Source organism: Pseudomonas sp. AS2.8 (assembly GCF_014190935.1).
Lineage (GTDB): Bacteria > Pseudomonadota > Gammaproteobacteria > Pseudomonadales > Pseudomonadaceae > Chryseomonas.
Window position 1 is genome coordinate 228942 of sequence record NZ_JACHVV010000005.1, and the last position, 25441, is coordinate 254382.

A 25441-nucleotide genomic window follows, 5' to 3' on the forward strand; every position below is an offset into this window, starting at 1 on the left:
ATGTGGTGGTGGGAAGCGAACATCAGGAAGGGGTGTGGACCCGGCCGAGCATGCGCACCAGGGTGCCGTCGCGGTCGACGAAGTGGTGCTTGAGCGCGGCCAGCATGTGCAGACCGGCCAGGATGATCAGCGTCCAGGCGAACCAGAGGTGGATCTTGCCGGCGGTGTCGGCCTGGTCCGGCAGGCCGCTCAGGGTCGCCGGGACCTTGAACCAGCCGAAGACATCGATGGCCACGCCATCGGCGGTGGAGATCAGGTAGCCGGCCACCATGACGCTGAGCATCAGCGCATAGAGCAGGAAGTGCCCGGCACCCGCGGCGCGGCGCACCAGGGGGCTGCCCTCCACCGGCGGCGGCGGGCTGACCAGGCGCCAGAGCAGGCGCAGCACCAGGGCGATCAGCAAGAGGATGCCGGCGCTCTTATGCAGTTCGGGGGCGGTGTGGTACCAGGTGTCGTAGTAGTCCAGGGTGCGCATCCACAGGCCGGAGGCGAACATGGCGATGATCGCCAGGGCCATGACCCAATGCAGAACCAGACTTACCAGACCGTAGCGAAGGCCGTCGTTGCGCCAGTGCATCGCTTTTCTCTCCTGAAAAAGCTTTGCCTAAGCCTAGCCGCAAACGTATCGATGGAAAGCGGAAAAAGTATCGAATCAATATCGAAGGAATCGATGGATCGGACGGCGCGCGAGTGCCCCGTCCGCTCCGGCCCAGACGCTGCGCAGGGGCAACGTCCGGGCCTGGGCCTGGATCAGAACGACCAGTGGAACAGCTTCCAGAAGAAACCGTGCTCGCCACTGTCCGTGGCTGGCGCGGCGTCGGCGGCCTTGGGCGCGGCAGCCGGCTGGGGCTGGGCCTTGGCGCTGGCGACGACCGGCACCACGGCCTTGCCGGCCTTGAGGTCGCGGACCTGGCCGGCGGCGCGCTGACCGCTGGCCAGGGCGCCTTCCAGGGTGCCCGGATGCAGCGGATCGGTGTGCTCGCCGGCAAAGATCACCCGGCCGGTGGGCTTTTCCCACAGCCGCCAGTAACGGGTGATCTGCCCCGGACCATAGGCCAGGTAGGCACCGCCCACGCCCGGATCGCGGCTGTAGCGGCGGACTTCGTAGCCGGAGAAGGCACCCCGCGCCTTGGGATAGAAGGCATGGAAGCGGATCAGCACCTGATCGACCATCTGCTTGTCGCCAAAGGCCTGCACCAGGCGCGCGCTGTCGCCGGCCAGGTTGACCAGCACATTGGCGCCGCCCTTGACGTCCGGCTCCACCCACAGCATGCCCAGGCCCTGGTCGCTGTAGATCTCGCCGCTCATGCGCGACTTGCTGTCCCACACCGGGGTCTTGAACTTGAGCAGGATCTGGTCACGCCAGCCGTAGGTGGTGCCCTTGATGGCGGCCTGCTGGGTCGCGTCCAGCGCCGGGGTCATCTGCACCTGGCCGAGGGCGCGCAGCGGCACCGCCATCACCACGTAGTCGGCCTTGTAGCCGGCGTTGCCGGCCTTGACCGTCACGCCGCTCGGGTCCTGGACGATGCTCGACACCTTGCTGTCGGTCTTGATCGTCTTGATCTGCTTGACGAAGGCCTGGGCCAGGACGTCGCTGCCACCGGGCAGCCGCGAGGCGCGCAGATCCTTGTCCTCGACGCCGCGATAGACGCGGGTCTGCTGGGCCAGATAGAGCAGCGACAGCCGCGAAGGCTCGTCGTAGCGGACGCGGATGCGCTGGTTGATCAGCTGGCGGGCCACCGGCGGCAGATTCTGCTTGTCCAGCCAGGTGGCGGCGTTGATCTGGTCGAGGGCATGCAGGGTCGGGGTGGCGGTCGGCTGCAGCGGATCGCTGACGGCGGCGGCCAGGTCGTCCAGGGACTTGTCGACGCGCTTCAGGGCATCGGCCACGGCCGGCATCTTCTGCGCCAGGTCTTCCTGGGAATAGTACTGGCCTTCGATCAGATAGCCCGGGGTGCGCACGAAGGACGGCGCGTCCACGGTCTTGAGCTTGAAGGTGTCCAGGTAGTGGTTGAGCACCGGCTGGGCCTTGGTGTCGCCGATCCACTCACTGGAGGCGAGACCGGAACGACCGCCGACGCGCGCGCCGGCTTCCAGCAGGGTCACGTTCCAGCCGGCCTGCTGCAGCTCATAGGCCGAGGCCAGACCGGCCATGCCGGCACCGACCACGATCACCGAGGGACCACTGGGCGCGACGGGCGCCGCGGCAGCCTTTTCCGGCGCCTTGTGCGTCTCTTTGTGGGCCTTCTCGGCAGCGCCTGCGCTCAGGCTGGTAGCGAATACGCCGGCTGCCAAGCAGACGGTAAAACCTGTCCAACGCGACGACATCTTTTCTAGACTCCTGGGACCGGGAAACGGCGGTGGCGCAGCATACGCCAGCGGCCCCGGGGCAACCAGACGGCGCCATGACCGGCAATCGGCCCGCGCCTTGCTCCCGTCGCGCGCCCTGGCTTAGGCTTGCGCCCCCTTTTTATCGCCGGGCCCACCGCCAGGAGACCGCCAATGACCAATCACGACTGGATGCGCCGTGACCTGGAGGTGCTCTGGCACCCCTGCACCCAGATGAAGGATCACGAGCAGCTGCCGGTGATCCCGATCCGCCGTGGCGAAGGCGTCTGGCTGGAGGATTTCGATGGCAAGCGCTACCTGGACGCCGTCAGCTCCTGGTGGGTCAATGTCTTCGGCCACGCCAATCCGCGCATCAACGACCGCATCAAGGCCCAGGTCGACCAGCTGGAGCACGTCATCCTCGCCGGCTTCAGCCACCAGCCGGTGATCGAGCTGTCGGAGCGCCTGGTCGCCCTGACCCCGGCCGGTCTCGACCGGGTGTTCTATGCCGACAACGGCTCCTCGTGCATCGAGGTGGCCTTGAAGATGAGCTACCACTACTGGCGCAACGTGGGCCAGCCGGACAAGCGCCGCTTCGTCACCCTGACCAACAGCTACCATGGCGAGACGGTGGCGGCCATGTCGGTGGGCGATGTTGCGCTGTTCACCGAGACCTACCAGGGCCTCTTGCTGGACACCCTCAAGGTGCCCAGTCCCGATTGCTACCTGCGCCCTGAGGGCCTGGACTGGGAAGCGCATTCGCGTCAGATGTTCGCGCACATGGAGCGCACCCTGGCCGAGCACCACGCCAGCGTCGCCGCAGTCATCGTCGAGCCGCTGATCCAGGGCGCCACCGGCATGCGCATGTACCACCCGGTCTATCTGCGTCTCCTGCGCGAGGCCTGCGACCGCTATGGCGTGCACCTGATCCATGACGAGATCGCCGTGGGTTTCGGTCGCACCGGCACCATGTTCGCCTGCGAACAGGCCGGCATCCGCCCGGACTTCCTCTGCCTGTCCAAGGCCCTCACCGGCGGCTACCTGCCACTGGCCGCCTGCCTGACCACCGATGCGGTCTACCAGGCCTTCTACGACGACTACCACACCCTGCGCGCCTTCCTGCATTCCCACAGCTATACCGGCAATCCGCTGGCCTGCGCCGCCGCCCTGGCGACCCTTGACATCTTCGCCGAGGACGACGTCATCGAAGCCAACAAGCCCCTGGCCCGCCGTATGGCCGAGGCCACCGCGCACCTGGTCGATCATCCCCACGTTGGTGAAGTACGCCAGACCGGCATGGCCCTGGCCATCGAGATGACCGCCGACAAGGCCCGCCGCACGCCCTACCCCTGGCAGGAGCGCCGCGGCCTGGCCGTCTATCAGCACGCCCTCTCCCGCGGCGCCCTGTTGCGACCCCTGGGCAACGTGGTCTACTTCCTGCCGCCCTATGTCATCACCCCCGAGCAGATCGACTTCCTCGCCGAGGTGGCGAGCGAAGGCATCGACCTCGCCACCCGCACCTCGGTCAGCGTCGCCCTGAGCGACCTGCACCCCAACCACCGCGATCCCGGCTGATCTGGAGTCCGCCATGCGTCTCACCCGCTGCCACCTCGACCTGCCCCTGGCCCTCGGCCGTCTCGACCTGCCCGAGGCCCAGGCCCACTACCTGGGCCGCGTGCTGCGCCTGGCGCCGGGGGATGCCGTGCAACTGTTCGACGGCAGCGGGCGGGAATACCTCGGCCAGGTCGCCGAGGTGGGCAAGAAGACCCTCAGCGTCGAGCTCACCGAGGAATTGCCTGGCCAACCCGATTCGCCGCTGCGGATCCACCTCGGCCAGGGCCTGTCCCGCGGCGAGCGCATGGACTGGGCGATCCAGAAGGCCACCGAACTGGGGGTCACCGAGATCACCCCGCTGGTCAGCGAACGCTGCGAGGTGCGCCTCAAGGACGAACGCGCCGACAAGCGTCTGCAGCACTGGCGCCAGGTCGCCATCAGCGCCTGCGAACAGTGTGGTCGCTCCACGGTGCCGCTGATCCATCCGCCGCAGCTGCTGGCGGACTGGCAGGCCGGACTGGACGCCGATCTCAAGCTGGTCCTGCACCCGGTGGCAGAGCCTCTGGAAAGTCATGCCCAGCCCACCCGCCTGGCCCTGCTGATCGGCCCGGAAGGCGGCCTCAGCGAGGCCGAAGTCACGGCCGCCCGCGCCGCCGGTTTCCAGCCGGCCCGCCTGGGACCGCGGGTGCTACGCACCGAGACCGCGCCGGTGGTGGCCCTGAGCGTGGCCCAGCAACTCTGGGGTGACTTCCAGACCCCCTGACCTGCCCTGCGGGCCGCTGCCCTCGGCGGTCCGTCCCTTTCCCCACGGATAGTTTTGGAGCCCTGGATGACCCTGCCCTCTCGCCCCTACGCCGCCTTCCTGTTCGACATGGACGGCACCCTGCTCACCAGCGTGGCTTCTGCTGAACGCGCCTGGAGCACCTGGGCACTCGGCCACGGCCTCGATCCGGCGGACGTGCTCGCCGTGATGCACGGGGTACGGGCGGTGGAAACGGTGAAACGCTTCGCCCCGGCGGGCGCGGACATCGACGCCGAGACCCGCGCCATCACCGAGCTGGAGATCGCCGATGTCGCCGACATCCAGGAAATCCCCGGCGCCGCGGCCTTTCTCGCCAGTCTGCCAGCCGGCAGCTGGGCGCTGGTCACCTCGGCCTCGCGCCGGCTGGCCGAAGTGCGGCTCGCCGCCGCTGGAATGGACCTGCCGCCGGTGATGATCTGCGCCGAAGACGTCACCCAGGGCAAGCCCGCGCCGGACTGCTTCCTGGCGGGTGCGCGCAAGCTGGGGGTGGCGATCGGCGACTGCCTGGTGTTCGAGGATGCCCACGCCGGCTTTGCCGCTGCCAAGGCCGCCGGCGCCGACGCGGTGGCCATCACCGCGACCCATCGCCAGCCGCTGGACCTGGGCCTACCGACCCTGGCCGACTATCGCGGCGTCGGCATTAGCCGAGAGGAAAGCGGCGCCCTGCGCCTGATCCGGCAGGACTAGTGTGGTGTTTAAGAAGTTCGTGCAAGAATTGGCGAGTGATTTTTTGGCTTGGGCCAGGCGCCGCGACGAGTCGTAGCAGGGCTATGGCGAGGAGTGGCAACGCCGCCCAAGACGAAAAAGCGCCGCCAAAATTGTGCAGTCAACTTCTGAAACACCACACTAGAAGACGCCGGCGGCGGCCAGGCGCTCTTCCACCCCGATCAGATCGGGAATGCGCGCCGTGCCGCCTTCGTAGGCCACGGCGCCCAACTCCAGGGCGGCTAGCGGCACCTCGGCGGCGACCAGCTCGGGGGTGATGCGCAACGAGCGCGGGATGCTGCGGATCAGCAGCGCCAGGAAGCGCACCCGCTCACGGCCGCCCAGGGCGTTGAGGATGGCCACCCGCGCATGGCGATCGCCATCGAATTGCGCGGCACTGCCGCTGGACAGCGCCTCGAAACTGATCAGCGGCAGACGCAGATCGCGCCAGGCGACCTGGCCCAGGCACCAGTCCGGCTGCACCGGCAGCGGCCGGATCTCGCGACAGGGCACCAGCTCGGCGACCGCCGCGTTGGGCAGCAGCAGGGTGCGATCGGCGAGGGTCAGCAGCAGACCGGTCAGGTGTTCGGCGGGCGCGGTGGTCGACATGGGGAATTCCTTTAGCTTCGCTGCTCGGCCAGGCGTGCCACCAGGGCTTCGGCCAGGCCGCGGGGATCGGCGGTAAGGGTCGCGAGACCCGATTCGCGCAGGCTTTCCGGCATACTCGGGGCGATGCAGGTACTCGCCGACTGGGTCCAGAGCGTGCCACCGCGACGCCGCACATAGGGTGCAGAGGCGGTGCCGTCGTTGCCCATGCCGCTGAAGACGATGACTCCGCAGCGCGCGCCGAAATGCTGCGCCAGGTTGAGCATCATCTGGCTGATCGACGGCGTATAGGGCTCGGGCCAGGCACGCTCGACGATGTCCAGCGCGCCAGTGGCGCGAAAGGTCAGTTCCTGCTGGGTCGGCACCACCACCACCTCGCCGCAGCGCACCGGCTCACCCGGGCGCGCGCCCTGGATGTGCCACTGACTGTGCCGGCCGACCGCGCGCAGCAGGCTGGCGGCAAAGCCGTCGCCGATGTGCTGGGCATAGAGAAAGCCGACCGGCAGACCGCCCGGCAGGGCATCGAGAAAGGCCTTCACCGCCGCCGGACCGCCCAGGGAGGCGGCCAGCAACCAGACCTCGGGGGCCGGATCGCCGGCGGGCAGCGGCAGATTGGCCAGGGGTTCGGGCAGGGTCAGGCGCGGCGGTCGCGGCTGGTCCTGCAGCAGGGTCTCCAGCGCCGGACCGACTGCCGCCACCGGATCGCCGATCAGCCGCTTGAGCTTGCCGATCAGGCGCTTTTCCCACTGGGTGAAGGGATCGGTGAAGCGCTCCGGCGCCTGGCCTTCGCCGAACAGGATGGGGACCTCGGCCCCCTCCAGCAGCGCGTCCACCAGTGGCGACTCCTCCGTCTGGCTGAGGTCGATCAGCCACAGATCGGTCGCGACCGTGGGCCAGGCCGCTTCGTCGAAGCGCTCCGGATCGCTGTTGAGGACGACGTGATAGCCATTGTCGGCCAGCACCTGCTGCAGCACGTGGCGCTGCAGCGGACTGTCGGCCAGGATGGCGACGCGGGCGGTGTGCATCTCAGTCATCTTGCCTGACCAACCGATGGATGTGGGCCAGGAGTTCGCTCTCCTGGTAGGGCTTGCCCAGGTATTCGTTCACGCCCAGGCTCAGCGCCCGCTCGCGGTGCTTTTCCCCGGTCCGGGAGGTGATCATCACGATCGGCAGGTCCTTGAGGCGCGCGTCATGGCGCACCAGGGTCGCCACCTCGAAGCCGTCCATGCGTGGCATCTCGATGTCCAGCAGCAGGATGTCCGGCTGCCGCTCCTGCAACTGGGCGATGGCATCCACCCCGTCCTTGGCGGTGAAGACCTCCATGCCGTGGCGTTCCAGGAGGCGGCTGGTGACCTTGCGCACCGTGACCGAATCATCCACCACCATGACCAGCGCCGGCCGGGTGACCTCGGCCACCGTGGCCGGGCCCTGCGCCAGCCGGGCGAGTTCTTCGCCACTGGCGCGCTGGCTGCGGATCATCGCCAGCAGGTCGAGAATCACCACCACGCGCCCGTCCCCCAGCAGGGTGGCGCCGGACAGACCCGGTACCCCGGCGAATTGCGGACCGAGGCTCTTCACCACGATCTCCCGCGAGCCGGCCACCGCATCCACCTGCACCGCCACCGCGTATTCGGCGGCACGTACCAGCACCACCGGCAGCGGCAGACTCTGGCCGCTCAGCTTGGGCTGCTGGCCGTTGTTGAGCAGATGCCCCAGGTAGCGCAGGTCATAGTGCTGGCCGCCGTATTCGAAGGTCGTCGCCCCCGGGCGGTAATAGCGCTCGAGATCGGCCGCGGTCACCCGCACGATGCCCTCGATGGTGTTCAGCGGCACGGCATAGAGGTCGTCGCCGGCATGCACCATGAGCGCGCGGTTCACCGACACGGTGAACGGCAGGCGGATGGTGAAGCGCGTCCCCTCGCCCGCCACGCTGTGGATGTCCATGTTGCCGCCGAGTTGCTTCACCTCCTGGTGCACCACGTCCATGCCCACGCCCCGCCCGGAAATCTGGGTGACGGTCGGCGCGGTGGAGAAGCCGGATTCGAGGATGAATTGCAGCAGCTCCTGGTCGGTGAGCTGCGCGTCTTCCGCCATCAGGCCGCGCTCAATGGCCTTGCGGCGCACCGCGGCCAGGTCGATGCCCCGGCCGTCGTCGGCCAGGGTCAGGATGATGTCGCCGCCTTCACGGCGCAGATCCAGGCTGATCACGCCCTCGGCCGGCTTGCCGGCGCGCTGGCGCCCGGCGGCGTCCTCGACCCCGTGGTCGATGGCGTTGCGCAGCATGTGCTCCAGCGGCGGAATGATCCGCTCCAGCACCGTGCGGTCCAGCTCGCCTTCGGCGTTGCCGACCCTGAGCTCGATCGGCTTGTCCAGTTCGGCGCTGACCTGGCGTACCACCCGGTGCAGCCGCGGCACCATGCGCTCGAAAGGCACCATGCGGGTCTGCATGAGGCTTTCCTGCAACTCGGTGTTGACCCGCGCCTGTTGCAGCAGCAGGGTCTCGGCATCGCGATTGCGCTGGCCCAGGGTGTTCTTCAGATCCAGGAGGTCGGAAGCCGATTCGAACAGCGCCCGGGAGAGCTGCTGCAGCTGGGAATAGCGATCCAGCTCCAGGGGATCGAAATCCTCGTAGCCGGCACGATCCACGTCTTCGTGGTGACGACTGATGATCTGCGCCTGGGTCTCGGTATCCAGCCGGCGCAGCTGATCGCGGACCCGCTCGATGGTGGCTTCCATCTCGCCGAGGGTGGTACCGATGTCGCTGACCTGCTGTTCGACGCGACCGCGGAAGATCGAGGTCTCGCCGGCCAGGTTGACCAGTTGCTCCAGCAACGCGGCCGGCACCCGCACCAGTTCCTGGGACGAACGCCGCTGCGCCGCCTGCTGGCGGACCTGCTGCAGGCGCTGCACGAAGGGCAGCGGCGCAACCGCTGTCGCAGGCGTCTCGGCCGCTACCATGACGGGTGCCGCGATGTCCTGCTCCGGCGATGCGGCGAGCGGGCTGGCGACGACGGACTCGGCGTCCGGGCCTGGCGTCTCGCCATCCTCGGCCAATTCCGCGGCCGCCGGCAGATCAGGCTCGATCGCGACGTCCGCTTCGGCTTCGGCCGTCTCGACCGGTACCGGAGGCGTACTCTCCGGCGCGGCGGCCGGCAGTGCCAGCTGAGCCACCGCCAGCTGCAGTCCGTCGACGCCCTGGGTCGCCACGGCGCGCACCCGCTCGCGGTCGCCCTCGCTCAACCCCACGGCGAGCGAGCGCAATTCCGCCAGTTGCTGTTCCAGGTCGTGGGCCTGCTCACCCAGGCCGTGCAGACCGGCCAGGCGCGCACCGCCCTTGAGGGTATGCAGGCAGCGCAGCAACTCGTCCACCGCCACGTCGGGCGCGGCCGGCCAGTCCGCCAGGGCCTCGTCCATGCTGACCAGCAGGTCCTGGGCTTCCTCCATGAAGATTTCGAGGATTTCCGCATCAGTGTCGGCGTCGAAGACCGGTGCGGCGACCACGGGCGCGGCCGTCACGCCGGCCGTCAGCGGCTCGCCGCGGTAGTCACGCAAGGCCTCGACCAGGTCGCCAGCCGGCGCCGGGACCTGCCCCTGGGCCAGGGCTTCGAGTTGCTCGTGCAGGCGGTCGTGGCAGCGCTGCAGCAAGCCGCCCAGGTCGGCACCGGGCTTGATCCTTCCCCGCGCCAGACCCTCGTAGAAGGCCTCCAGGGCGTGGGCCAGATCGCCGATGGCATCCACCTCCGCCAGGCGCGCTCCGCCCTTGAGGGTATGCAGGTCGCGCAGCAGGGATTCCAGTTCGAGACTGTTGCGCGGATCGGCTTCCCAGGCGCGCAACGAGGTCGCCATGCTGTCGAGCAGGTCGCGACTCTCTTCGATGTAGATGGCCAGCAACTCGGCGTCGGGCCCCTCGTCCGCCTCCGGCGCAGCAGCCAGGGACGCTGGCTCCCGCAGCGGCGACTCGGCAGCCGCCGGATGGTCCGCGATAGCTTCGCCGAGTTCGGACTCGCCCGGGGCAGACCCGGCGGCGTCCAGCACCGGCAGTTCATCGAGATGACCGGTACGGATGCGCTGCAGGCGCTCGACCTGCTCGGCATGCTCACTGACCGGCTCCCCCGCCGCCAGCTCTTCGAGCTGCGCGGCCAGGCAGCCATGGGCGTCATGCAGGGGGTTGGCCAGCTCGGCGCCGCCGGCGAGACGACCGTCGAGCAGGCCTTCGTAGATGGCGTCCAGCTCCGTCGCCAGATGCGCGACCGGCATCACGCCGGCGAGGTGGGCGCCGCCCTTGAGGGTATGCAGATCGCGCTGCAGGGTGCCGAGGTGGAAGCGCTGCTGCGGCTCCACCAGCCAACGCTTCAGGGCCCGGTCGGCGCTGTCCAGCAGGTCCTGGGCTTCCTCGAGGAAGATCAGCTGCATCTCAGGATCGACCGGCTCGGCAACCTCGGGCTCGGGCTCGACCGCAACGGCATCCGCCGGCTCGCTGTCCGCCAACGGCGGCAGTGGCTCTTCCGGCTGCTCCAGCGACTCCAGATCAGGCTCGGCTTCGGCTTCGGCTTCGGCTTCGGCTTCGGCTTCGGCTTCGGCTTCGGCTTCGGCTTCGGCGGGCAATTCGACGTCCAGTGCCAGCTCGGGTGCGACCGGCGTGGCCGTTGCCGGATCGAAGAGCTCTTCGGGTTCGGGCTCGGCCAGCAGGGTGGTGGCCGCCATGGGCAATCCGGCGAGAATGCCGGCCAGCAGGCCGCGCAGGCCCTGGATCCGCTCCTCGCTGGGCGTGGCCCGCATGCCACCGGCCAGCTGATTGAGCATGCTGATCAGGGCTTCCTGGGCCTCTGCCGCTTCGCGGAAGAAGGCATCGTCGGTGGGCAGCGAACCGCTCGCCGCGGCGGCATAGACCACCTGCAGCGCTTCAGCCAGTTGCTCGACATCGGCCAGTCCGACCCGGGCGGCCCCGTCGGCAAAGGTATTCAGGCGCTCGGCCAGCAGGTCCGCGCAGGCCGCCCGGTCACCTTCGGTCCGCCAGGCATGCAGGCGGTCATCGGCTTCCAGCAGCAGGTCCATTCCCGGCATCAGGAAATCAGTCAGCCGCAGGACGTCACGCTGCTCCGGCAGCGGTGCCTCGGGCAGCGGCAACTGGGGATTCAGCTCCTCCAGCAGCGCCTCGCAGGACGCGATGACTTCCGACGCGCCTGCCAGCGGTGTTGCCAGCGACCCTTCGTCGAGCTCGCCCAGCCGCCGCTCCAGCAATTCGGCACCCTGGGCGAGCAAGGCGCACTCGGGTTCGGCGAAGGCGACATGGGCGAGCTTGTATTCCTTGGCCAGCCGCTCCAGCGCGGACGCCAGCTCGGCCATCGGCGAACTGCCCGCCATATGGGCACTGCCCTTGAGGGTGTGCAGGGCGCGCAGCAGATTGTCGGAGACCGGCTGGGCACTGCCGACCTCGGACTGCTCGAGAAAGCGGCGCACGGTTTCCAGGTGCGCCTGGGCCTCGGTGCGGAAGATGTCCAGCAGTTGGGTATCGGCTTCAACGGCAGCGGGTGCCGCGACCTCAGGCTCGCCCCCCTCCGCCTCGGACGGCATCGTCGACGCGGAGGCGGCTGCGCTGCCCGATGACGTCCGCTCGGGCAAGGCTTCGTTACGGGCTAATGCATGAGCGGCGTGGGCCAGCCAGTCGACGTCGTCGCGCTGCCGCTGACGATTCTCGGCGTATTCCTCGACCAGCTCCGGCAGCAGGGCGCAGGTCTGCTCGACCACCGTCTGCACGGCGGCGCTGTGGGCGACGCTGTGCTCCAGCCGACGATTGAACAGATTTTCCAGGGCCCAGGCCAATTCGCCGATGACCAGTGCCTGGACCATGCGGCCACTGCCCTTGAGGGTGTGGAAGTTGCGCCGCAATTCACTCAGCGCAGTGCGCTGCTCGGGTTCGGCCTCCCAGATCGGCAGCCAGCGTTCCAGCTCCGCCTGGACCTCGCCGGCCTCTTCGATAAAGACCTCGCGCAGCTCGTCCTCGACCGGCTCGGCGTCGGCCGCGGGCGGCAGCAGCGCTTGCGGGACCTGCGCCGCCGGGGGGTTGATGGGACTGACCGGCGCGGCCAATACCTCGGCGATGGCATCGGCGGTAGCCAGCGACAGGCTGTCCGGCTCGCTGTCGGCCAGCAGCGCCTCGGGTTCGTCGTGCGCGGGCTCGGTCGCGCCAGGCGGCTCGTCACTCGCCCCCTCGGCGGCTGCGTCTGCGTCTGCCTGGAGAGCGGCGGTCAGCGGCGCTTCCGCTGCGGTTGGCTCGAACTCGGCCGGGGAAGCTTCGCCGGCCGCTACAGGCTCCTCGACCGGCAGGGCGGTGAGTTCCAGCGCCTCTTCGGCCACCGGTTCCGCCACCAGAAGCTGGTCTTCCGGCAGATCCCGAGCCGGCGTCGCGTCTTCGCTGGCGGCCAGGGGCGCTGCCGCCATCTCGCCGTCGCCAGCCGCCCTGGGCGGATAGCCGAGGGCGATGAGACTCTCGTCGGCGATGTCGAGGATCATGTCGTGGGGCGTGGAGGGATCTTCCGCCAGGCGCTCAAGGTAGTACTCGACGCTGGTGATGGCGTCGGCCAGGGTGTCCAGGCTCTGCCAGTCCGGCACGGCCTGCTTGCCCAGCAGCTGCTGGCAGATGTAGTCGTTGGCCGCCTGCACCTGGGCCGCGGCCCGCTCCAGCGGGATCATCGCCAGGCCGCCGCGGACCTGGGTCAGCAACAGGGGCACCGACTCCAGGTGGACATGGTTCCACTGGGAGGCGATGAACTCGATGATGGCGTCCTTGGATTGCTCCAGGCCATTGCGCGCCTCGCGCACCACCACCCGATGCAACTGATCGATGTCGGTGGTGGGCAGCCGGCTCTCTTCGGCATCGCCCACCTCGTTGCCGCTGACCATGCCGGCCAGGGTGGCTTCGACATAGAGCAGCGCCCCGGCGATATCCATCAGGGCGGCGTCGCTGGCCTCGCGCACGCCCTCGGCCAGTTCGACGACGGCTTCGTGCTGCTCGAGCACCACCTTGCGCGGCTGACCGAAGCCCAGTACCGCCAGGGTATCGGCGATCTGCTTGAGCGGGGCCAGCAGGCCGCGCAAGCTGGCGGGCTGCTGGCGATCGCTGCGCACGAACAGGTCCAGGCTGTCCTTGATCTGCACCAGCTCTTCGCACAGCGCGGTCACCACCGAACGCATGGCTTCGCGATCCGGACCGACGATGCGCGAACGCTCGAAGCCCACCAGCTCGGCATCCGGCAGGGCCTCGTCGAGGCGATAGTGCGCCTTGAGCGCGGCGATGCGCGGACTTTGCACCGGCGCCTTGGCCAGGTAGAACAGCAGATTCTTCAGCAGATCGGCCGGCGCCGGCTGGTTGAGGGTGGTCACCCCGTCGCTGATGAGTCGCTTGAGTTCACGATCCAATTGCCGCAACAGGCCGCGGATCGAACTGCTGTTGTCCAGCTCGCCGGCCTGCAGCAATTCGGTGAGGCCCGCCGCCACCGGCCAGAGCGCGCCAAAGGGCGAACCGGCGCAAAGCTGGTCCAGGCGCTCGAAGACCCGTAGCAGGTAATCCAGGTGCAGCTGGACATCGCGATCGCGGAACAGCCCGACCTGGGCGCCCTGCAGGGCCTGGCGCAACTTGCGCAGGCGCGGCAGCCAGTCCGGCGCGGCGCGGTCGGCCAGTTCGGCGTCGCTCAGCGACAGCGGCGTGGCGGAGAGATCCGGCGAGAACAGGCTGGTCTCGGAGAGCAGCTTCTCGCCGCGCGCCGAACGCAGGTCGTTGAGCAGCGGCAGAATGGCCAGTGGCAGATCGCGGCGGGCCTCGAGGACCCGGTCCAGATAGGGCGGTACCTGCAGGATGGCCTGCATCAGCACTTCCAGCGCCTCGTCGGAGCTGTTCACCCGCTCTTCGTGGAGGGCCTGCAGCAGCAGCTCCATCTCCTCGGCGAGCAGCGCGGCGCCGTAGAACTCCACCATCTGCAAGGTGCCGTAGACCTGGTGCACATAGGTCCGGCAGAAACCCAGGCGGCTACGGTCGTGCGGGTTGTCGACGAACGCCTCGAGCGCCTTGCGGGCCTGCTGCAAGGTTTCGGCGATCTCTCCCTTGACCCACTCGAGGGCTACGTAGTCGTGTCGATCGATCATCTCGGCTCCTGTCATGCCGGGTGGTCCAGCTGGCGGGTGAACGCCAGGACTTCGGGATGATCGACGGGTATCAGTTGCGGGTGGCTCCAATTGCTCACCTCACCGACACCCAGGACCAAGAGCCCACCCGGTGCAAGCCGCTGGACCAGCTGGTTGAGCAGGTCTCGACGCAGCCAGCGGCGGAAATAAATCAGCAAGTTCTGACAAAAAATGACGTTGAGCCCCTGCAAGGGGGCCTGGCCCAGCTCCAGCACATTGAGCCGGGCAAAGCACAGTCGCTCCGCCAACCCGGCGGCAACGTCGAAGTTGCCGTCGCCGCGGGGACGAAAATACCGCTCGCGCAGGGCGGCCGGCACCCCGGCCAGCCGCTGCAGGCTGTAGGTACCCTGCCGCGCCTGGCGCAGGGCTTCGCTGCTGATGTCGGTACCGGTCAGGGCGAACGTCAGTGGGCGTGTCTGCCGCGTGAGCACTTCGGCGGTGCTGATGGCCATCGAAAAGGCTTCCTCTCCACTGGCACACCCCAGGCTCCAGAGGGTCAGGCTATCGCCCTCGGCGGTCTTGGCGAACTCGTTCACATAGGTTTCCAGCAGCGCGAAGGACGGCGGATGGCGAAAGAAGCGGGTGGCCTGGATGGTCAGGCGGTCGAGCAGCCGGACCCATTCGATGCGCCCGCCGATGCCGGCGCAGACGACCTGGTAGTAGCTGTCGTAGTCCGCGATTGCCAGTTCGCGCATGCGCGCGGCCAGCTGGATCTGCAGAAAGCTGCGCTGGCGATCGTCCAGCACCATGCCGGCCCGGGTTTCCAGCAACTGTCGCCAACGCTCGAAGTCCGCATCCGGCAGCTCGGGAGCACGGCGCAACGCCCAACTCGACTCCCCCACCCCGTCTCCCCCTCGCCACACCGCGATGTGGCCGCTGTGTTCAGCCCAGCGGCTGCTCGTTCGGCAGATTGAAGCCCGAAACCGAACGCCGCATCTCGCTGGCCAGCTTGGCCAGCTCGCCGATGCTGCGCGCGGTCGCGGTGGTACCGGTCGAGGTCTGCGAGGTGATCTCCTGAATCACGTTCATGGTGCTGGAGATGTGGCTGGCGGACGAAGACTGCTGGCGGGCGGCGTTGGAGATGTTCTGGATCAGCCCGGCCAGGCTCTGGGAAACCTTCTCGATCTCTTCCAGGGCCACACCGGCGTCCTGGGCCAGGGCGGCCCCGCGCACCACTTCCGAGGTGGTCTGCTCCATGGAGATGACCGCTTCGTTGGTGTCGGTCTGGATCGCCTTGACCAGGGCCTCGATCTGCTTGGTGGCACCCGAGGAACGCTCGGCGAGGCGCTGGACCTCGTCGGCGACCACGGCGAAGCCGCGGCCGGCGTCACCGGCCATGGACGCCTGGATGGCGGCGTTCAGGGCCAGGATGTTGGTCTGGTCGGCGATGTCGTTGATCAGGCCGACGATGTCGCCGATCTCCTGGGACGATTCGCCCAGGCGCTTGATCCGCTTGGCGGTGTCCTGGATCTGCTCGCGAATGCTGTCCATGCCGATGATGGTGTTGTGCACCACCTGGTTGCCCTTGTTGGCGATGGCCACTGAGCGCTCCGCCACCGCGGTGGATTCGGAGGCGTTGGTGGATACCTGGTCGATGGACACGGCCATCTCGTTGATCGCCGCGGAAGCCCCGGCGATTTCTTGGGCCTGGTGTTCCGAGGCCTCGGCCAGCACCGTGGCGGTGTCCTGGGACTCCTGGGCGGCGGCAGCCACCTGGACGGCGGTCTGGTTGATGGTTTCCACCAGTTCGCGCAGCTGGTCGATGGAGTAGTTGATGGAGTCGGCGATGGCGCCGGTGAAGTCTTCCGTCACCGTGGCCTGCACGGTCAGGTCACCGTCGGCCAGGTCGGCGATCTCGTCCAGCAGGCGCAGAATGGCGGTCTGGTTGCGCTGGTTCTTCTCGTCGGTCTCGGCCAGGCGGCGGCGGGTGTCGCGCACCAGGATATAGCCGATGCAGAGGATGGCGCCGAGGGCGATGAACACCAGCAGGTAGCTGCCCACGGTATTGATCTTGCGGCTCTGGGCCAGGGCGGCATAACTGCCACTGAGGTCGGAGGCGGAACCCAGCAGCGCCTGGGAGCCGCGATAGATCAGGCCCACGGCGGAACGGATCTGCAGCAGCTCGGGCGAGGTGGCGAGAATCTCGTCGACGTTGCCGGAGACGAATTCGAACAGCTTGTTGGCTTCGTTGAGGCGACCGACCGCTTCGGGATCGGTGATCTTGGCGATGCCCATGGAGGCGTTGCCTTCGCGCATGGCCTTGAGCACCCGGCCGAACAGGCTGGCGTCGCGACCAAAGCTGTCGGCGGCCTGTACGGCGGCTTCGTCGCCGGTGAGGATCTTGTTGATGGCGCCGAGGATCCGCTCGGCGAGCAGCGCCTGACGCTGGGCCACCACCACCTGACTGGCGGGCGCGCCCCGCTCGATCAGGATGTCGACGATCTCTTCGTTCTCGACCTGCAGCTGGGGAATGGTATCGGCCAGGGCGCCGGACAGCTGGTGCAGGGACAGCACGGTCTGCTCGCTGCCGAGCATGGTGTCGACCTGCTTGCGCTGGTTTTCCCACTGGGATTCCAGGGTATCCAGGCGCGGACCGAGGATCGCCGGCGAAGGCGGCAGGCCGGTCTGCGGATCACCGCTGCGCAGGATGTTCAGGCGGCGCTCGAATTCGGCACGGGCCTGCCGCAGGTCCTTGAAGGCCTCGGCCTTGCCGGTGGCGGCCTCACTGGCGCTCTTGGCCAGCTGCTGCGAGAGGATGCGCAGCTCGGTGGCCTGGCCCTGGTACTGGTTGTCGTAGTTGGTCTGGGTGCCCAGGTACGCGAAGTTGGCGAACAGCAGCACGATCGCGACGATCAGCACCACGAACATGCCCGCGACCCACGCGTTGAGTTTCCCGGTATTGAGTTTGTTCATCAGCGGCCCCCGCCTGGACCTTGGTTCCTTTAGTTCTATCCTTGTCGGACACCGGACCGGTTCGCTTGAAACCGGTGTTCGGCGCCCTACCCCCACCCGTCGGCGACGGCTCCTGCCATCCCGACCCCGATCCGCCTTGCAGCGTCCGGACGTCTGGCGACCTAGGCCGCGACGTCCATGAATTCGGGATGCTCGACCAAGGCGCGCGGGCTGCAGACCAGCCAGGGCACGTCGCGTTGGAAGACACCTTCCAGAAAGAAGTGCAGGCCCGACGGCACGCTGTCGGCGTGCTCGCGATAGGCCTCGATGTCGAAATGCTGCATACCCAGGACTTCGTCAACCGCCAATCCGACGAAGAGGTCGCCATGGTCGACGATCAGGATGCGCCGCTGTTTGCGCAGGGCCTGGATCTTCACGCCGAGGAACTGCCCCAGGTCGGCGATCGGCAGCAGGCGACCGCGCACGTTGGCCACGCCCTTGAGCCACGGCTTGACGCCGGGCAAGGCGGTGAAACGCGGCTCCGGCAGGATCTCGCTGACCTCGCCCATGGGAATCACGAAGCGCAATTCACCGAGGCGAAAGCCGATGCCGCTCCAGCTGCGCTGGTTTTCCTGTTGCGCCGGCAGACCGGCTGCCCGCTCGCGGCAGCGCAGATCGATCAGGCGCAAGAGCTCGTAGGGCGTGGTGGCGTCGCTCATAGGATTCCCTGCCCAGTGGGGCGCTGCCGCGAGAAACGGACGAAAGACCTCAGCCTTGCAGGACACCCGCCAGGGTGCGCAGCAGGGTGTCTTCGTCGATGGGCTTGGTGAGGTAGTCCTTGGCGCCCTGGCGCTTGCCCCAGACCTTGTCGGTTTCCTGGTCCTTGGTGGTGACGATGACCACCGGAATATGGCTGGTCTCGGCATCCTTGGTCAGTTGCCGGGTCGCCTGGAAGCCGTTGAGGCCGGGCATGACGATATCCATCAGGACCGCGTCCGGCTTCTCCTGGCGGGCCAGGGCGACGCCGTCGGCGCCGTTCTCGGCCTTGAGCACCTGATGACCATGCTTTTCCAGCATGGCGGTGAGCTTGTACATCTCGGTGGGAGAGTCGTCGACGATCAGAATTCGAGCCATGAAAATTTCCTACTAGATAGAATCGCCCGCCTCAGGACACTCAGGACGCTTGTTCGAGCGGAGTGAAACTGGGGACGTGGGTCTTGATCGCACCGATCAGCTCTTCTTTGCTGAAGGGTTTGGTGAGGTACTGGTCAGAGCCGACGATGCGGCCCTTGGCCTTGTCGAAGAGTCCGTCACGGGAGGAGAGCATGATGACGGGCGTCGCGCGGAAGGCGCTGTTGTTCTTGATCAGCGCGCAGGTCTGATAGCCATCCAGTCGCGGCATCATGATGTCCACGAAGATGATGTGGGGATGACTATCGGCGATCTTGGCGAGCGCATCGAATCCATCGATGGCGGTGATGACCTCGCAGCCAACTTTCTTGAGCAGGGTCTCGGCGGTCCGACGAATCGTCTTCGAGTCGTCGATCACCATGACCTTCAGCCCTTCCGAATACTGTTCCATGTTCAAGCTACCAGCTCATCGTCGATGCAACGTGAATGATGTCGATCCGGGCACTTTGGCGGCGCCTCTTTGTAGCACACAATACCGTGACGTACCACGCAGATCCCCTGGTGGCGGACCACCGGCCCGCCCGCCACGACGATCGCGCAAGCATTGGCACTGAAGGGGATCGAAGGGCTATTCTGACGCCTTGCCCACGTAGAACCGAGGTCTAGCGTCAATGAGTATCCGTCTGGGGATCGTCATGGATCCCATCGAACGCATCTCCTATAAGAAGGACAGCTCCATGGCCATGCTGTGGGCGGCCAAGGCGCGCGGCTGGACCCTGCACTATTTCGAGATGCAGGACCTGTACCAGGTCGATGGCGAGGCCCGCGGCCGTGGCCGGCAGCTGGACGTGTTCCAGGATCCGGAGCGCTGGTTCGCCTTTGGCGAAGACGTCGACCTGCCCCTGCGCGAGCTGGACGTGATCCTGATGCGCAAGGATCCGCCCTTCGACAACGAGTTCGTCTATGCCACCTACCTGCTGGAGCAGGCCGAGCGTGGCGGTACCCTGGTGGTCAACCGGCCCGCCAGCCTGCGCGACTGCAACGAGAAGTTCTTCGCCACCCTGTTTCCCCAGCTGTCGCCACCGACCCTGGTCAGCCGCCGCGCCGACATCATCCGCGAATTCGCCCGCACCCACGGCGACGTCATCCTCAAGCCGCTGGACGGCATGGGCGGCAGCTCGGTGTTCCGTCACCGCGAAGGCGATCCCAATCTCTCGGTGATCCTCGAGACCCTGACCGCCCACGGTACCCAGCAGATCATCGCCCAGCGCTATCTGCCCGGCATCAAGGACGGCGACAAGCGCATCCTGATGATCGACGGCGAACCCGTGGACTATTGCCTGGCGCGCATTCCGGCCCAGGGCGAGACTCGCGGCAACCTGGCCGCCGGTGGTCGCGGCGTCGCCCAGCCGCTGTCGGCACGGGATCGCGAGATCGCCGCGACGGTGGGCCCGGAATTGCGCAAACGCGGCCTGTTCTTCGTCGGCCTGGACGTGATCGGCGAACACCTGACCGAGATCAACGTCACCAGCCCGACCTGCATCCGTGAGATCGATGCGGCCTACGACACCCGCATCGCCGAGCGCCTGATGGACGTGATCGCGCAGAAACGCGCGGGCTGAGGCGCGCGTCCATGCCGCCCGCGGCGGCATGGACAACCGCGGACACAATCCGCAGACTGGCGCCAGCCCTGCCGCGCGTCCTCTGCCCTTGCCGACCCAGTCAATGCCCAGCACCGCCTCTTCCCCCGCCGCCCAGGTTCGTCCCGCCGACCGCCTGGGCTTCACGCTGCTCATCGCGACCCTGCTGCACGTCGTGCTGATTCTCGGCGTCGGCTTTTCGCTGCCCGAGCCTACCCAGATCAGTCGCACCCTGGAGGTGACGCTGGCCAGCTTCAAGAGCGACGAAGCGCCCAAGCAGGCCGACTTCCTGGCCCAGGAAAACCAGCAGGGCAGCGGTACGCTGGACAAGGCGGCGGCGCCGAGCACCCCGGTGCAGGCGCCCTTCCACGACAGCGAGATCCGCCAGGCCGCGCCTCCGGCTCGCCCGCCGGCGGCGGATCGCGCCCAGGCACCCAAGGCCGCGGTGACCACCCGCGCCGCGCGCCCGACCAAGGCCGAACCCAGTCGCGAGACGCCGGAGCGGGAGCAGCGCGATGCACCCAGCCCCGAGTCCGACAGCCAGGCCGCCGAACTCGCCAGCCTGGAAGCCCAGCTCGCCGAGGAGCGCCAGCAATACGCCAAGCGGCCGAAGATCTGGCGGATCAATGCCGCCTCGACGCAAAAGGACAAGGGCGCCCGCTACAAGGAAGAATGGCGGCGCAAGATCGAGCGCATCGGCAATCTCAACTACCCCGAGCAGGCCAAGCGCGACCGGCTCTACGGCAGCCTGCGCCTGCTGGTGGCCATCAACAAGGACGGCTCGCTCTACGAGGTCCAGGTGCTGGAATCCTCGGGACGCCCGGTACTCGACCAGGCGGCGCTGCGCATCGTCCGGCTGGCGGCGCCCTTCGCCCCCTTCAGCGGCGATCTGGCCGACATCGACCGGCTGGAGATCATCCGCACCTGGCGCTTCGAGCGCGGCGACCGCCTGTCCAGTCAATAGCCCGGGACACCGTTGGACTTGAAGCCGGACCGCGCAACCGGGAAACTTGCCGGTCATGAAGCCGACCTCCAGCACCACCCTACAGCACCAGCTCCTGATCGCCATGCCGCAGATGGACGATCCCAATTTCGCCGAGACGGTGATCTACCTCGTCGACCACGGCCCGGATGGCGCCATGGGCCTGGTGATCAACCGGCCCAATGGCCTGCACCTGGACGATCTGCTCGAACAGCTGCGTCCCGAGATACCGGCCACTCTGGAAGATGCCCGGGTCGTGCTCTATGCCGGCGGCCCGGTACAGACCGATCGCGGCTTCGTGCTGCACGACGCCGGCCCGGTGTTCCAGAACACCCTGGAACTCGAAGCCCTCAGCCTGACCACCTCGCCGGACGTGCTCTTCGCCCTCTCCGACGGCACCGGCCCGAGCCGCCACCTGATCACCCTGGGCTACAGCGGCTGGGGACCCGGTCAGCTGGAAGAAGAGCTCGCCGCCAATCTCTGGCTCACCACCCCGGCCACCAGCGCCCTGCTGTTCGAGACGCCGAGCGAGCAGCGCCTCAGCGCGGCCGCCGCCCTGCTCGGGGTCGACCTGCGCCTGCTCTCGCGCCAGGCGGGCCACGCATGAGCGCGCCCAGCGGACTCTACCTGGGCTTCGACTACGGCACCCGGCAGATCGGCGTCGCCGTCGGCCAGGCCGTGACCGGCCAGGCCCGTGAACTGCTCACCCTCAAGGCGCAGAACGGCGTACCCGACTGGCAGCAGATCCAGCGCCTGCTGGACGAGTGGCGGCCTACCGCCCTGGTGGTCGGGCTGCCCCTGAACATGGACGGCACGCCCAGCGAGATGAGCGAGCGCGCCGAACGCTTCGCCCGCCGCCTGCAGGGGCGCTACGGCCTGCCCGTGCATACCCATGACGAGCGCCTCACCACCTATGCCGCCAAGGGCGAGCGCCTGCAGGGCGGTCAGCGCGACGGTTATCGCGAACGCCCGGTGGACGCCCTTGCCGCCGCCCTCCTCCTGGAAGGCTGGCTGACCCAACAACTGGAACGGGCCGCGCGCCCGCAATCGGAGTAGCCATGCACCTGCCCTCTCCCGCCGAGCTCCTGCCGCGGCTGGCCGCCGACCTGCGCCTGTCGCTGGAGCGCCGTGGCATCACCGATCCCGGCTTCGTCGGCATCCACACCGGCGGCCTCTGGGTCGCCGAGGCCCTGCTGGCCGAACTCGGCCTGGACACCCCGCTGGGCAGCCTGGACGTCTCCTTCTACCGCGACGACTTCACCCAGAAGGGCCTGCATCCGCAGGTGCGCCCCTCGGCCCTGCCGTTCGAGATCGACGGTCGCCACCTGGTGCTGGTGGACGATGTGCTGATGAGCGGCCGCACCGTGCGCGCGGCGCTCAACGAACTCTTCGACTATGGCCGTCCCGCCAGTGTGACCCTGGTCTGCCTGCTGGACGTCAATGCCCGCGAATTGCCGATCCAGCCCGACGTGGTGGGCGCCACCCTGAGCCTGGCCCCCACCCAGCGCGTCAAGCTGACCGGCCCCTCGCCGCTCGCCCTCGAATACCGCGACGTCCCCGCCGCCTGACCTGGATCTGCTGCCATGACCGACGCTACGCGCTCGCTGCAACTCAACGCCCAGGGCCAATTGCGCCATTTCCTGTCACTCGACGACCTGCCCGCCGAACTCCTCACCGAATTGCTCGATACCGCCGACTCCTTTCTCGAGGTCGGGGCCCGGGCAGTGAAGAAGGTGCCACTGCTGCGCGGCAAGACCGTGTGCAACGTCTTCTTCGAGAATTCGACCCGCACCCGCACCACCTTCGAACTGGCCGCCAAGCGGCTGTCGGCGGACGTCATCACCCTCAACGTCTCCACCTCCTCCACCAGCAAGGGCGAGACGCTGTTCGACACCCTGCGCAACCTGGAAGCCATGGCCGCCGACATGTTCGTGGTGCGCCACGCCGATTCCGGCGCCGCCCACTTCATCGCCGAGCACGTCTGCCCGGATGTGGCCATCATCAATGGCGGTGACGGCCGCCATGCGCACCCCACCCAGGGCATGCTCGACATGCTGACCATCCGCCGCCACAAGGGTGACTTCGCCAACCTCTCGGTGGCCATCGTCGGCGACATCCTGCACTCCCGGGTCGCCCGTTCCGACATGCTGGCGCTGCGCACCCTGGGCTGCCGCGACATCCGCGTGGTCGCCCCGCGCACCCTGCTGCCGGTCGGTCTCGAAGAGCTCTATGGCGTGCGCACCTGCACCGACCTGGCCGAGGGCCTGGACGGCGTGGACGTGGTGATCATGCTGCGCCTGCAGCGCGAGCGCATGCAGGGCGGCCTGCTGCCCAGCGAAGGCGAGTACTACCGGCTGTTCGGCCTGACCCGCCAGCGCCTGGCCCGCGCCAAGCCCGACGCCATCGTCATGCATCCCGGCCCGATCAACCGCGGTGTGGAGATCGAGTCGGCGGTCGCCGATGGCGAGCAGTCGGTCATCCTGAACCAGGTCACCTACGGCATCGCGGTCCGCATGGCGGTGCTGTCGATGACCATGAGCGGGCAGACGGCCCAGCGTCAGCTACAGGAGAATGCGCAGTGAGCCTGAGCATCCGCAATGCCCGGGTGATCGACCCGGCCACCGGCCTCGACCAGATCAGCGATGTCCATGTCGACCAGGGTCGCATCCTCGCCCTCGGTGAAGCACCCCAGGGCTTTCAGGCCGACGAGCAGCTGGACGCCAGCGGCCTGATCCTGGCCCCCGGCCTGGTCGACCTGGATGTCGCCCTGTGCGAACCGGGCCTGACCCGCAAGGGCAACGTCGACAGCGAGACCCGCGCCGCTGCGGCCGGAGGCGTCACCAGCCTGTGCTGTCCGCCCACCACCCGTCCGGTGCTGGACACCACCGCGGTGGCCGAACTCATCCTCGATCGGGCGCGCACCGCCGATCACGCCCGCGTCCATCCCATCGGCGCCCTGACCAAGGGCCTGGCCGGCGAGCAGCTGTCGGAGCTGATGGCTTTGCGCGACGCCGGTTGCGTGGCCTTTACCAACGGCCTGCAACCCTTCGAGAACCTGCGGGTGCAGCGGCGCGCGCTGGAATATGCCGCCACCTTCGACCTCACCGTGGTCTTTACCGCCCTGGATGCCGAGCTGGCCCACGGCGGTCTGGCCCACGAAGGCCCCACCGCCAGCTTCCTGGGGCTCACCGGGATCCCGGAAACCGCGGAAACCATCGCCCTGTCGCGTGACCTGCTGCTGGTGGAACAGAGCGGCGTACGCGCCCACTTCGGGCAGCTGACCAGTGCCCGCGCGGTGGAGATGATCGCCGCCGCCCAGGCCCGCGGCCTGCCGGTGACCGCCGATGTGGCGCTCTACCAGCTGCTGCTCACCGACGAGGCGCTGCAGGGCTTTTCCAGCCTCTATCACGTCAAGCCGCCGCTGCGTACCGCGCGTGATCGCGACGCCCTGAGAGCCGGGGTGCGGGACGGCGTGATCGGTGCCATCTCCAGCCACCACCAGCCCCATGAGGCGGACGCCAAGCTGGCGCCCTTCGCCGCTACCGAGCCGGGCATCAGCAGTGTCGAATTGCTGTTGCCGCTGGCCCTGACCCTGGTGGCCGACGGCCTGCTGGATCTGCCGACCCTGCTGGCACGCCTGACCAGCGGCCCGGCCCAGGCGCTGCGCCTCGCGGCGGGCCGCCTGGCCAAGGACCTGCCGGCCGACCTGGTGCTGTTCGTCCAGCAGCCGACCGCCCAGGCCGCGACGCCCTGGCTGTCCCGCGGCCGCAACTGCCCCTTCCAGGGCCTCACCCTGGCGGGACGCGTCGAGCGCACCCTGGTGGGCGGCCGCACCACCTACCGGCGTGACGCCTGAATAGAAGAAGGGGCTCCGCGGAGCCCCTTCTTTTTGCCGTTCAACCGGACCTAGCGCACCAGCCGCCGGCGGTTCTCCTCGGAGATCTGCGAGTTGAGCGTCCAGAAGTCGTAGAGCACGCCCAGCAGGAAGAAACCCGCCGTAAAGAAATAGAGGATGGCGGTGATCCACTTGCCCAGGTAGAGGCGGTGGACGCCGAAGATGCCGAGAAAGGTCAGCAGGATCCAGCCGAGGCTGTAGTTGAGGGAGCCGGACTGGAAGCGCAGATCCGCCTCGCGATCCATGGCCGGGATCAGGAACAGATCGATCAGCCAGCCGATGCCCAGCAGGCCCAGGGTGCAGAACCAGATGGTGCCGGTGACCGGCTTGCCATAGTAGAAGCGATGGGCGCCGAGAAAACCGAAGGTCCACAGCAGATAGCCCATGACCTTGCTGTGGGTGTCCTGATACTGCATGCCTGCGACCTCGCGACTTAAGGAAAAGACCCGCCTTACCTACACCCTTACCTTCACCGTGACTTTATGTCGAAAACTGGATGAATGCCCAGGGAGTCTCACTGGTTGGCGCTCAAGGGACCTCACTTTCCGCTAAAAATTACATAATTTCTTGATGAGAGGTGCACAAAATATCCACAGGGTTGGTATAGAATCCCTCGCTTCGATCTTCAGACACCCCTACGACAATGCGTTTATTTCTTCTGACATGGCTCTCCGCCTGTCTTGTACTGCCAGCGGCGGTGCAAGCGAAAGAGAACTCTGCAGCGC

The 25441-nt window shown here is 67.8% G+C and carries 21 protein-coding genes; 10 read left to right on the forward strand and 11 right to left on the reverse strand.

The annotated features are described in order from the left end of the window. Positions 1-22: 22 nt before the first annotated feature. Both FHR73_RS20075 and FHR73_RS20080 read right to left on the reverse strand, forming a co-directional pair. On the reverse strand, positions 23-577 hold the full coding sequence (locus tag FHR73_RS20075) for a cytochrome b (protein WP_183633622.1): 555 nt from the start codon (positions 575-577) through the stop codon (positions 23-25). A gap of 173 nt (positions 578-750) precedes the next feature. After that, the gene (locus FHR73_RS20080) at positions 751-2328 is read right to left on the reverse strand and encodes a flavin monoamine oxidase family protein (protein ID WP_183633623.1); all 1578 of its coding nucleotides are present in this window, start codon (positions 2326-2328) and stop codon (positions 751-753) included. A 174-nt stretch (positions 2329-2502) separates the two neighbouring features. Here FHR73_RS20080 and FHR73_RS20085 point away from each other — a divergent pair, with 174 nt between their 5' ends. The 3 genes from FHR73_RS20085 to FHR73_RS20095 all read left to right on the forward strand — a co-directional run bounded on the left by FHR73_RS20085 (position 2503) and on the right by FHR73_RS20095 (position 5371). Next, positions 2503-3903, forward strand: a complete 1401-nt coding sequence (locus tag FHR73_RS20085) for an adenosylmethionine--8-amino-7-oxononanoate transaminase (protein ID WP_183633624.1) — start codon at positions 2503-2505, stop codon at positions 3901-3903. 13 nt (positions 3904-3916) lie between these two features. Next, positions 3917-4645, forward strand: a complete 729-nt coding sequence (locus tag FHR73_RS20090; RefSeq protein ID WP_183633626.1) for a 16S rRNA (uracil(1498)-N(3))-methyltransferase — start codon at positions 3917-3919, stop codon at positions 4643-4645. Positions 4646-4711: 66 nt separating this feature from the next. After that, entirely contained in the window at positions 4712-5371 is a 660-nt protein-coding gene (locus FHR73_RS20095) for an HAD-IA family hydrolase (protein ID WP_183633628.1), read from the forward strand. A 159-nt stretch (positions 5372-5530) separates the two neighbouring features. Here the strand turns inward: FHR73_RS20095 and FHR73_RS20100 are convergent, their stop codons facing one another. The 8 genes from FHR73_RS20100 to pilG form a co-directional block, all read right to left on the reverse strand. Then, positions 5531-5998, reverse strand: coding sequence for a chemotaxis protein CheW (locus FHR73_RS20100; RefSeq protein ID WP_183633630.1), 468 nt, complete (start codon positions 5996-5998; stop codon positions 5531-5533). Positions 5999-6009: 11 nt separating this feature from the next. Continuing rightward, a complete protein-coding gene (locus tag FHR73_RS20105) occupies positions 6010-7029 on the reverse strand; it encodes a chemotaxis protein CheB (protein ID WP_183633631.1) in 1020 nt (339 codons plus the stop codon). Beyond that, positions 7022-14137, reverse strand: coding sequence for an Hpt domain-containing protein (locus FHR73_RS20110; RefSeq protein WP_183633632.1), 7116 nt, complete (start codon positions 14135-14137; stop codon positions 7022-7024). The genes FHR73_RS20105 and FHR73_RS20110 overlap by 8 nt, the downstream gene beginning before the upstream one ends. Before the next feature lie 11 nt (positions 14138-14148). Next, positions 14149-14997 (reverse strand): protein-glutamate O-methyltransferase CheR, encoded by an 849-nt coding sequence (locus FHR73_RS20115; protein ID WP_183633633.1) that lies wholly within the window; start codon positions 14995-14997, stop codon positions 14149-14151. 61 nt (positions 14998-15058) lie between these two features. Beyond that, positions 15059-17089, reverse strand: a complete 2031-nt coding sequence (locus FHR73_RS20120; protein WP_183633634.1) for a methyl-accepting chemotaxis protein — start codon at positions 17087-17089, stop codon at positions 15059-15061. Positions 17090-17250: 161 nt separating this feature from the next. Further along, positions 17251-17787, reverse strand: coding sequence for a chemotaxis protein CheW (locus tag FHR73_RS20125; protein WP_133861446.1), 537 nt, complete (start codon positions 17785-17787; stop codon positions 17251-17253). Positions 17788-17836: 49 nt separating this feature from the next. Continuing rightward, the gene (pilH, locus tag FHR73_RS20130; protein WP_007161680.1) at positions 17837-18202 is read right to left on the reverse strand and encodes a twitching motility response regulator PilH; all 366 of its coding nucleotides are present in this window, start codon (positions 18200-18202) and stop codon (positions 17837-17839) included. A gap of 40 nt (positions 18203-18242) precedes the next feature. Continuing rightward, positions 18243-18650 (reverse strand): twitching motility response regulator PilG, encoded by a 408-nt coding sequence (gene pilG / locus FHR73_RS20135; protein WP_007161679.1) that lies wholly within the window; start codon positions 18648-18650, stop codon positions 18243-18245. A 220-nt stretch (positions 18651-18870) separates the two neighbouring features. On the opposite strand from pilG, the gene gshB reads away from it, so the two are divergent. The 7 genes from gshB (at position 18871) to FHR73_RS20170 (ending at position 24677) form a co-directional block, all read left to right on the forward strand. Further along, positions 18871-19821, forward strand: coding sequence for a glutathione synthase (gene gshB, locus FHR73_RS20140; protein ID WP_183633635.1), 951 nt, complete (start codon positions 18871-18873; stop codon positions 19819-19821). 103 nt (positions 19822-19924) lie between these two features. Then, positions 19925-20803 carry an energy transducer TonB gene (locus FHR73_RS20145; protein WP_183633636.1) on the forward strand — a complete coding sequence of 293 codons (879 nt, stop codon included), beginning with the start codon at positions 19925-19927 and terminating at the stop codon, positions 20801-20803. 55 nt (positions 20804-20858) lie between these two features. Next, on the forward strand, positions 20859-21428 hold the full coding sequence (locus FHR73_RS20150) for a YqgE/AlgH family protein (protein WP_183633637.1): 570 nt from the start codon (positions 20859-20861) through the stop codon (positions 21426-21428). After that, entirely contained in the window at positions 21425-21877 is a 453-nt protein-coding gene (gene ruvX, locus FHR73_RS20155; protein ID WP_007161675.1) for a Holliday junction resolvase RuvX, read from the forward strand. The genes FHR73_RS20150 and ruvX overlap by 4 nt, the downstream gene beginning before the upstream one ends. Before the next feature lie 2 nt (positions 21878-21879). After that, complete coding sequence (pyrR, locus tag FHR73_RS20160; RefSeq protein WP_183633638.1) at positions 21880-22389, forward strand: bifunctional pyr operon transcriptional regulator/uracil phosphoribosyltransferase PyrR; 510 nt, start codon at positions 21880-21882, stop codon at positions 22387-22389. A 15-nt stretch (positions 22390-22404) separates the two neighbouring features. Beyond that, a complete protein-coding gene (locus FHR73_RS20165; protein ID WP_133861452.1) occupies positions 22405-23403 on the forward strand; it encodes an aspartate carbamoyltransferase catalytic subunit in 999 nt (332 codons plus the stop codon). Continuing rightward, on the forward strand, positions 23400-24677 hold the full coding sequence (locus tag FHR73_RS20170; protein WP_183633639.1) for a dihydroorotase: 1278 nt from the start codon (positions 23400-23402) through the stop codon (positions 24675-24677). Before FHR73_RS20165 ends, FHR73_RS20170 begins: the two co-directional genes overlap by 4 nt. Before the next feature lie 50 nt (positions 24678-24727). Here the strand turns inward: FHR73_RS20170 and FHR73_RS20175 are convergent, their stop codons facing one another. After that, positions 24728-25132: a TM2 domain-containing protein gene (locus FHR73_RS20175; protein ID WP_183633640.1), complete on the reverse strand. Its 405-nt coding sequence runs from the start codon at positions 25130-25132 to the stop codon at positions 24728-24730. Between the last annotated feature and the right edge of the window lie 309 nt (positions 25133-25441).

What these genes read in the sequence shown, in the direction of transcription:
- ruvX (WP_007161675.1), top strand. Translation starts at nt 21,425, where the DNA reads ATGAGCGCGCCCAGCGGACTCTACCTGGGCTTCGACTACGGCACCCGG.
- FHR73_RS20120 (WP_183633634.1), bottom strand. Translation starts at nt 17,089, where the DNA reads ATGAACAAACTCAATACCGGGAAACTCAACGCGTGGGTCGCGGGCATG.
- FHR73_RS20095 (WP_183633628.1), top strand. Translation starts at nt 4,712, where the DNA reads ATGACCCTGCCCTCTCGCCCCTACGCCGCCTTCCTGTTCGACATGGAC.
- FHR73_RS20150 (WP_183633637.1), top strand. Translation starts at nt 20,859, where the DNA reads ATGAAGCCGACCTCCAGCACCACCCTACAGCACCAGCTCCTGATCGCC.
- FHR73_RS20105 (WP_183633631.1), bottom strand. Translation starts at nt 7,029, where the DNA reads ATGACTGAGATGCACACCGCCCGCGTCGCCATCCTGGCCGACAGTCCG.
- FHR73_RS20080 (WP_183633623.1), bottom strand. Translation starts at nt 2,328, where the DNA reads ATGTCGTCGCGTTGGACAGGTTTTACCGTCTGCTTGGCAGCCGGCGTA.
- pyrR (WP_183633638.1), top strand. Translation starts at nt 21,880, where the DNA reads ATGCACCTGCCCTCTCCCGCCGAGCTCCTGCCGCGGCTGGCCGCCGAC.
- FHR73_RS20090 (WP_183633626.1), top strand. Translation starts at nt 3,917, where the DNA reads ATGCGTCTCACCCGCTGCCACCTCGACCTGCCCCTGGCCCTCGGCCGT.
- FHR73_RS20125 (WP_133861446.1), bottom strand. Translation starts at nt 17,787, where the DNA reads ATGAGCGACGCCACCACGCCCTACGAGCTCTTGCGCCTGATCGATCTG.
- FHR73_RS20075 (WP_183633622.1), bottom strand. Translation starts at nt 577, where the DNA reads ATGCACTGGCGCAACGACGGCCTTCGCTACGGTCTGGTAAGTCTGGTT.
- FHR73_RS20165 (WP_133861452.1), top strand. Translation starts at nt 22,405, where the DNA reads ATGACCGACGCTACGCGCTCGCTGCAACTCAACGCCCAGGGCCAATTG.
- FHR73_RS20175 (WP_183633640.1), bottom strand. Translation starts at nt 25,132, where the DNA reads ATGCAGTATCAGGACACCCACAGCAAGGTCATGGGCTATCTGCTGTGG.
- FHR73_RS20145 (WP_183633636.1), top strand. Translation starts at nt 19,925, where the DNA reads ATGCCCAGCACCGCCTCTTCCCCCGCCGCCCAGGTTCGTCCCGCCGAC.
- pilG (WP_007161679.1), bottom strand. Translation starts at nt 18,650, where the DNA reads ATGGAACAGTATTCGGAAGGGCTGAAGGTCATGGTGATCGACGACTCG.
- FHR73_RS20100 (WP_183633630.1), bottom strand. Translation starts at nt 5,998, where the DNA reads ATGTCGACCACCGCGCCCGCCGAACACCTGACCGGTCTGCTGCTGACC.
- FHR73_RS20110 (WP_183633632.1), bottom strand. Translation starts at nt 14,137, where the DNA reads ATGATCGATCGACACGACTACGTAGCCCTCGAGTGGGTCAAGGGAGAG.
- pilH (WP_007161680.1), bottom strand. Translation starts at nt 18,202, where the DNA reads ATGGCTCGAATTCTGATCGTCGACGACTCTCCCACCGAGATGTACAAG.
- gshB (WP_183633635.1), top strand. Translation starts at nt 18,871, where the DNA reads ATGAGTATCCGTCTGGGGATCGTCATGGATCCCATCGAACGCATCTCC.
- FHR73_RS20085 (WP_183633624.1), top strand. Translation starts at nt 2,503, where the DNA reads ATGACCAATCACGACTGGATGCGCCGTGACCTGGAGGTGCTCTGGCAC.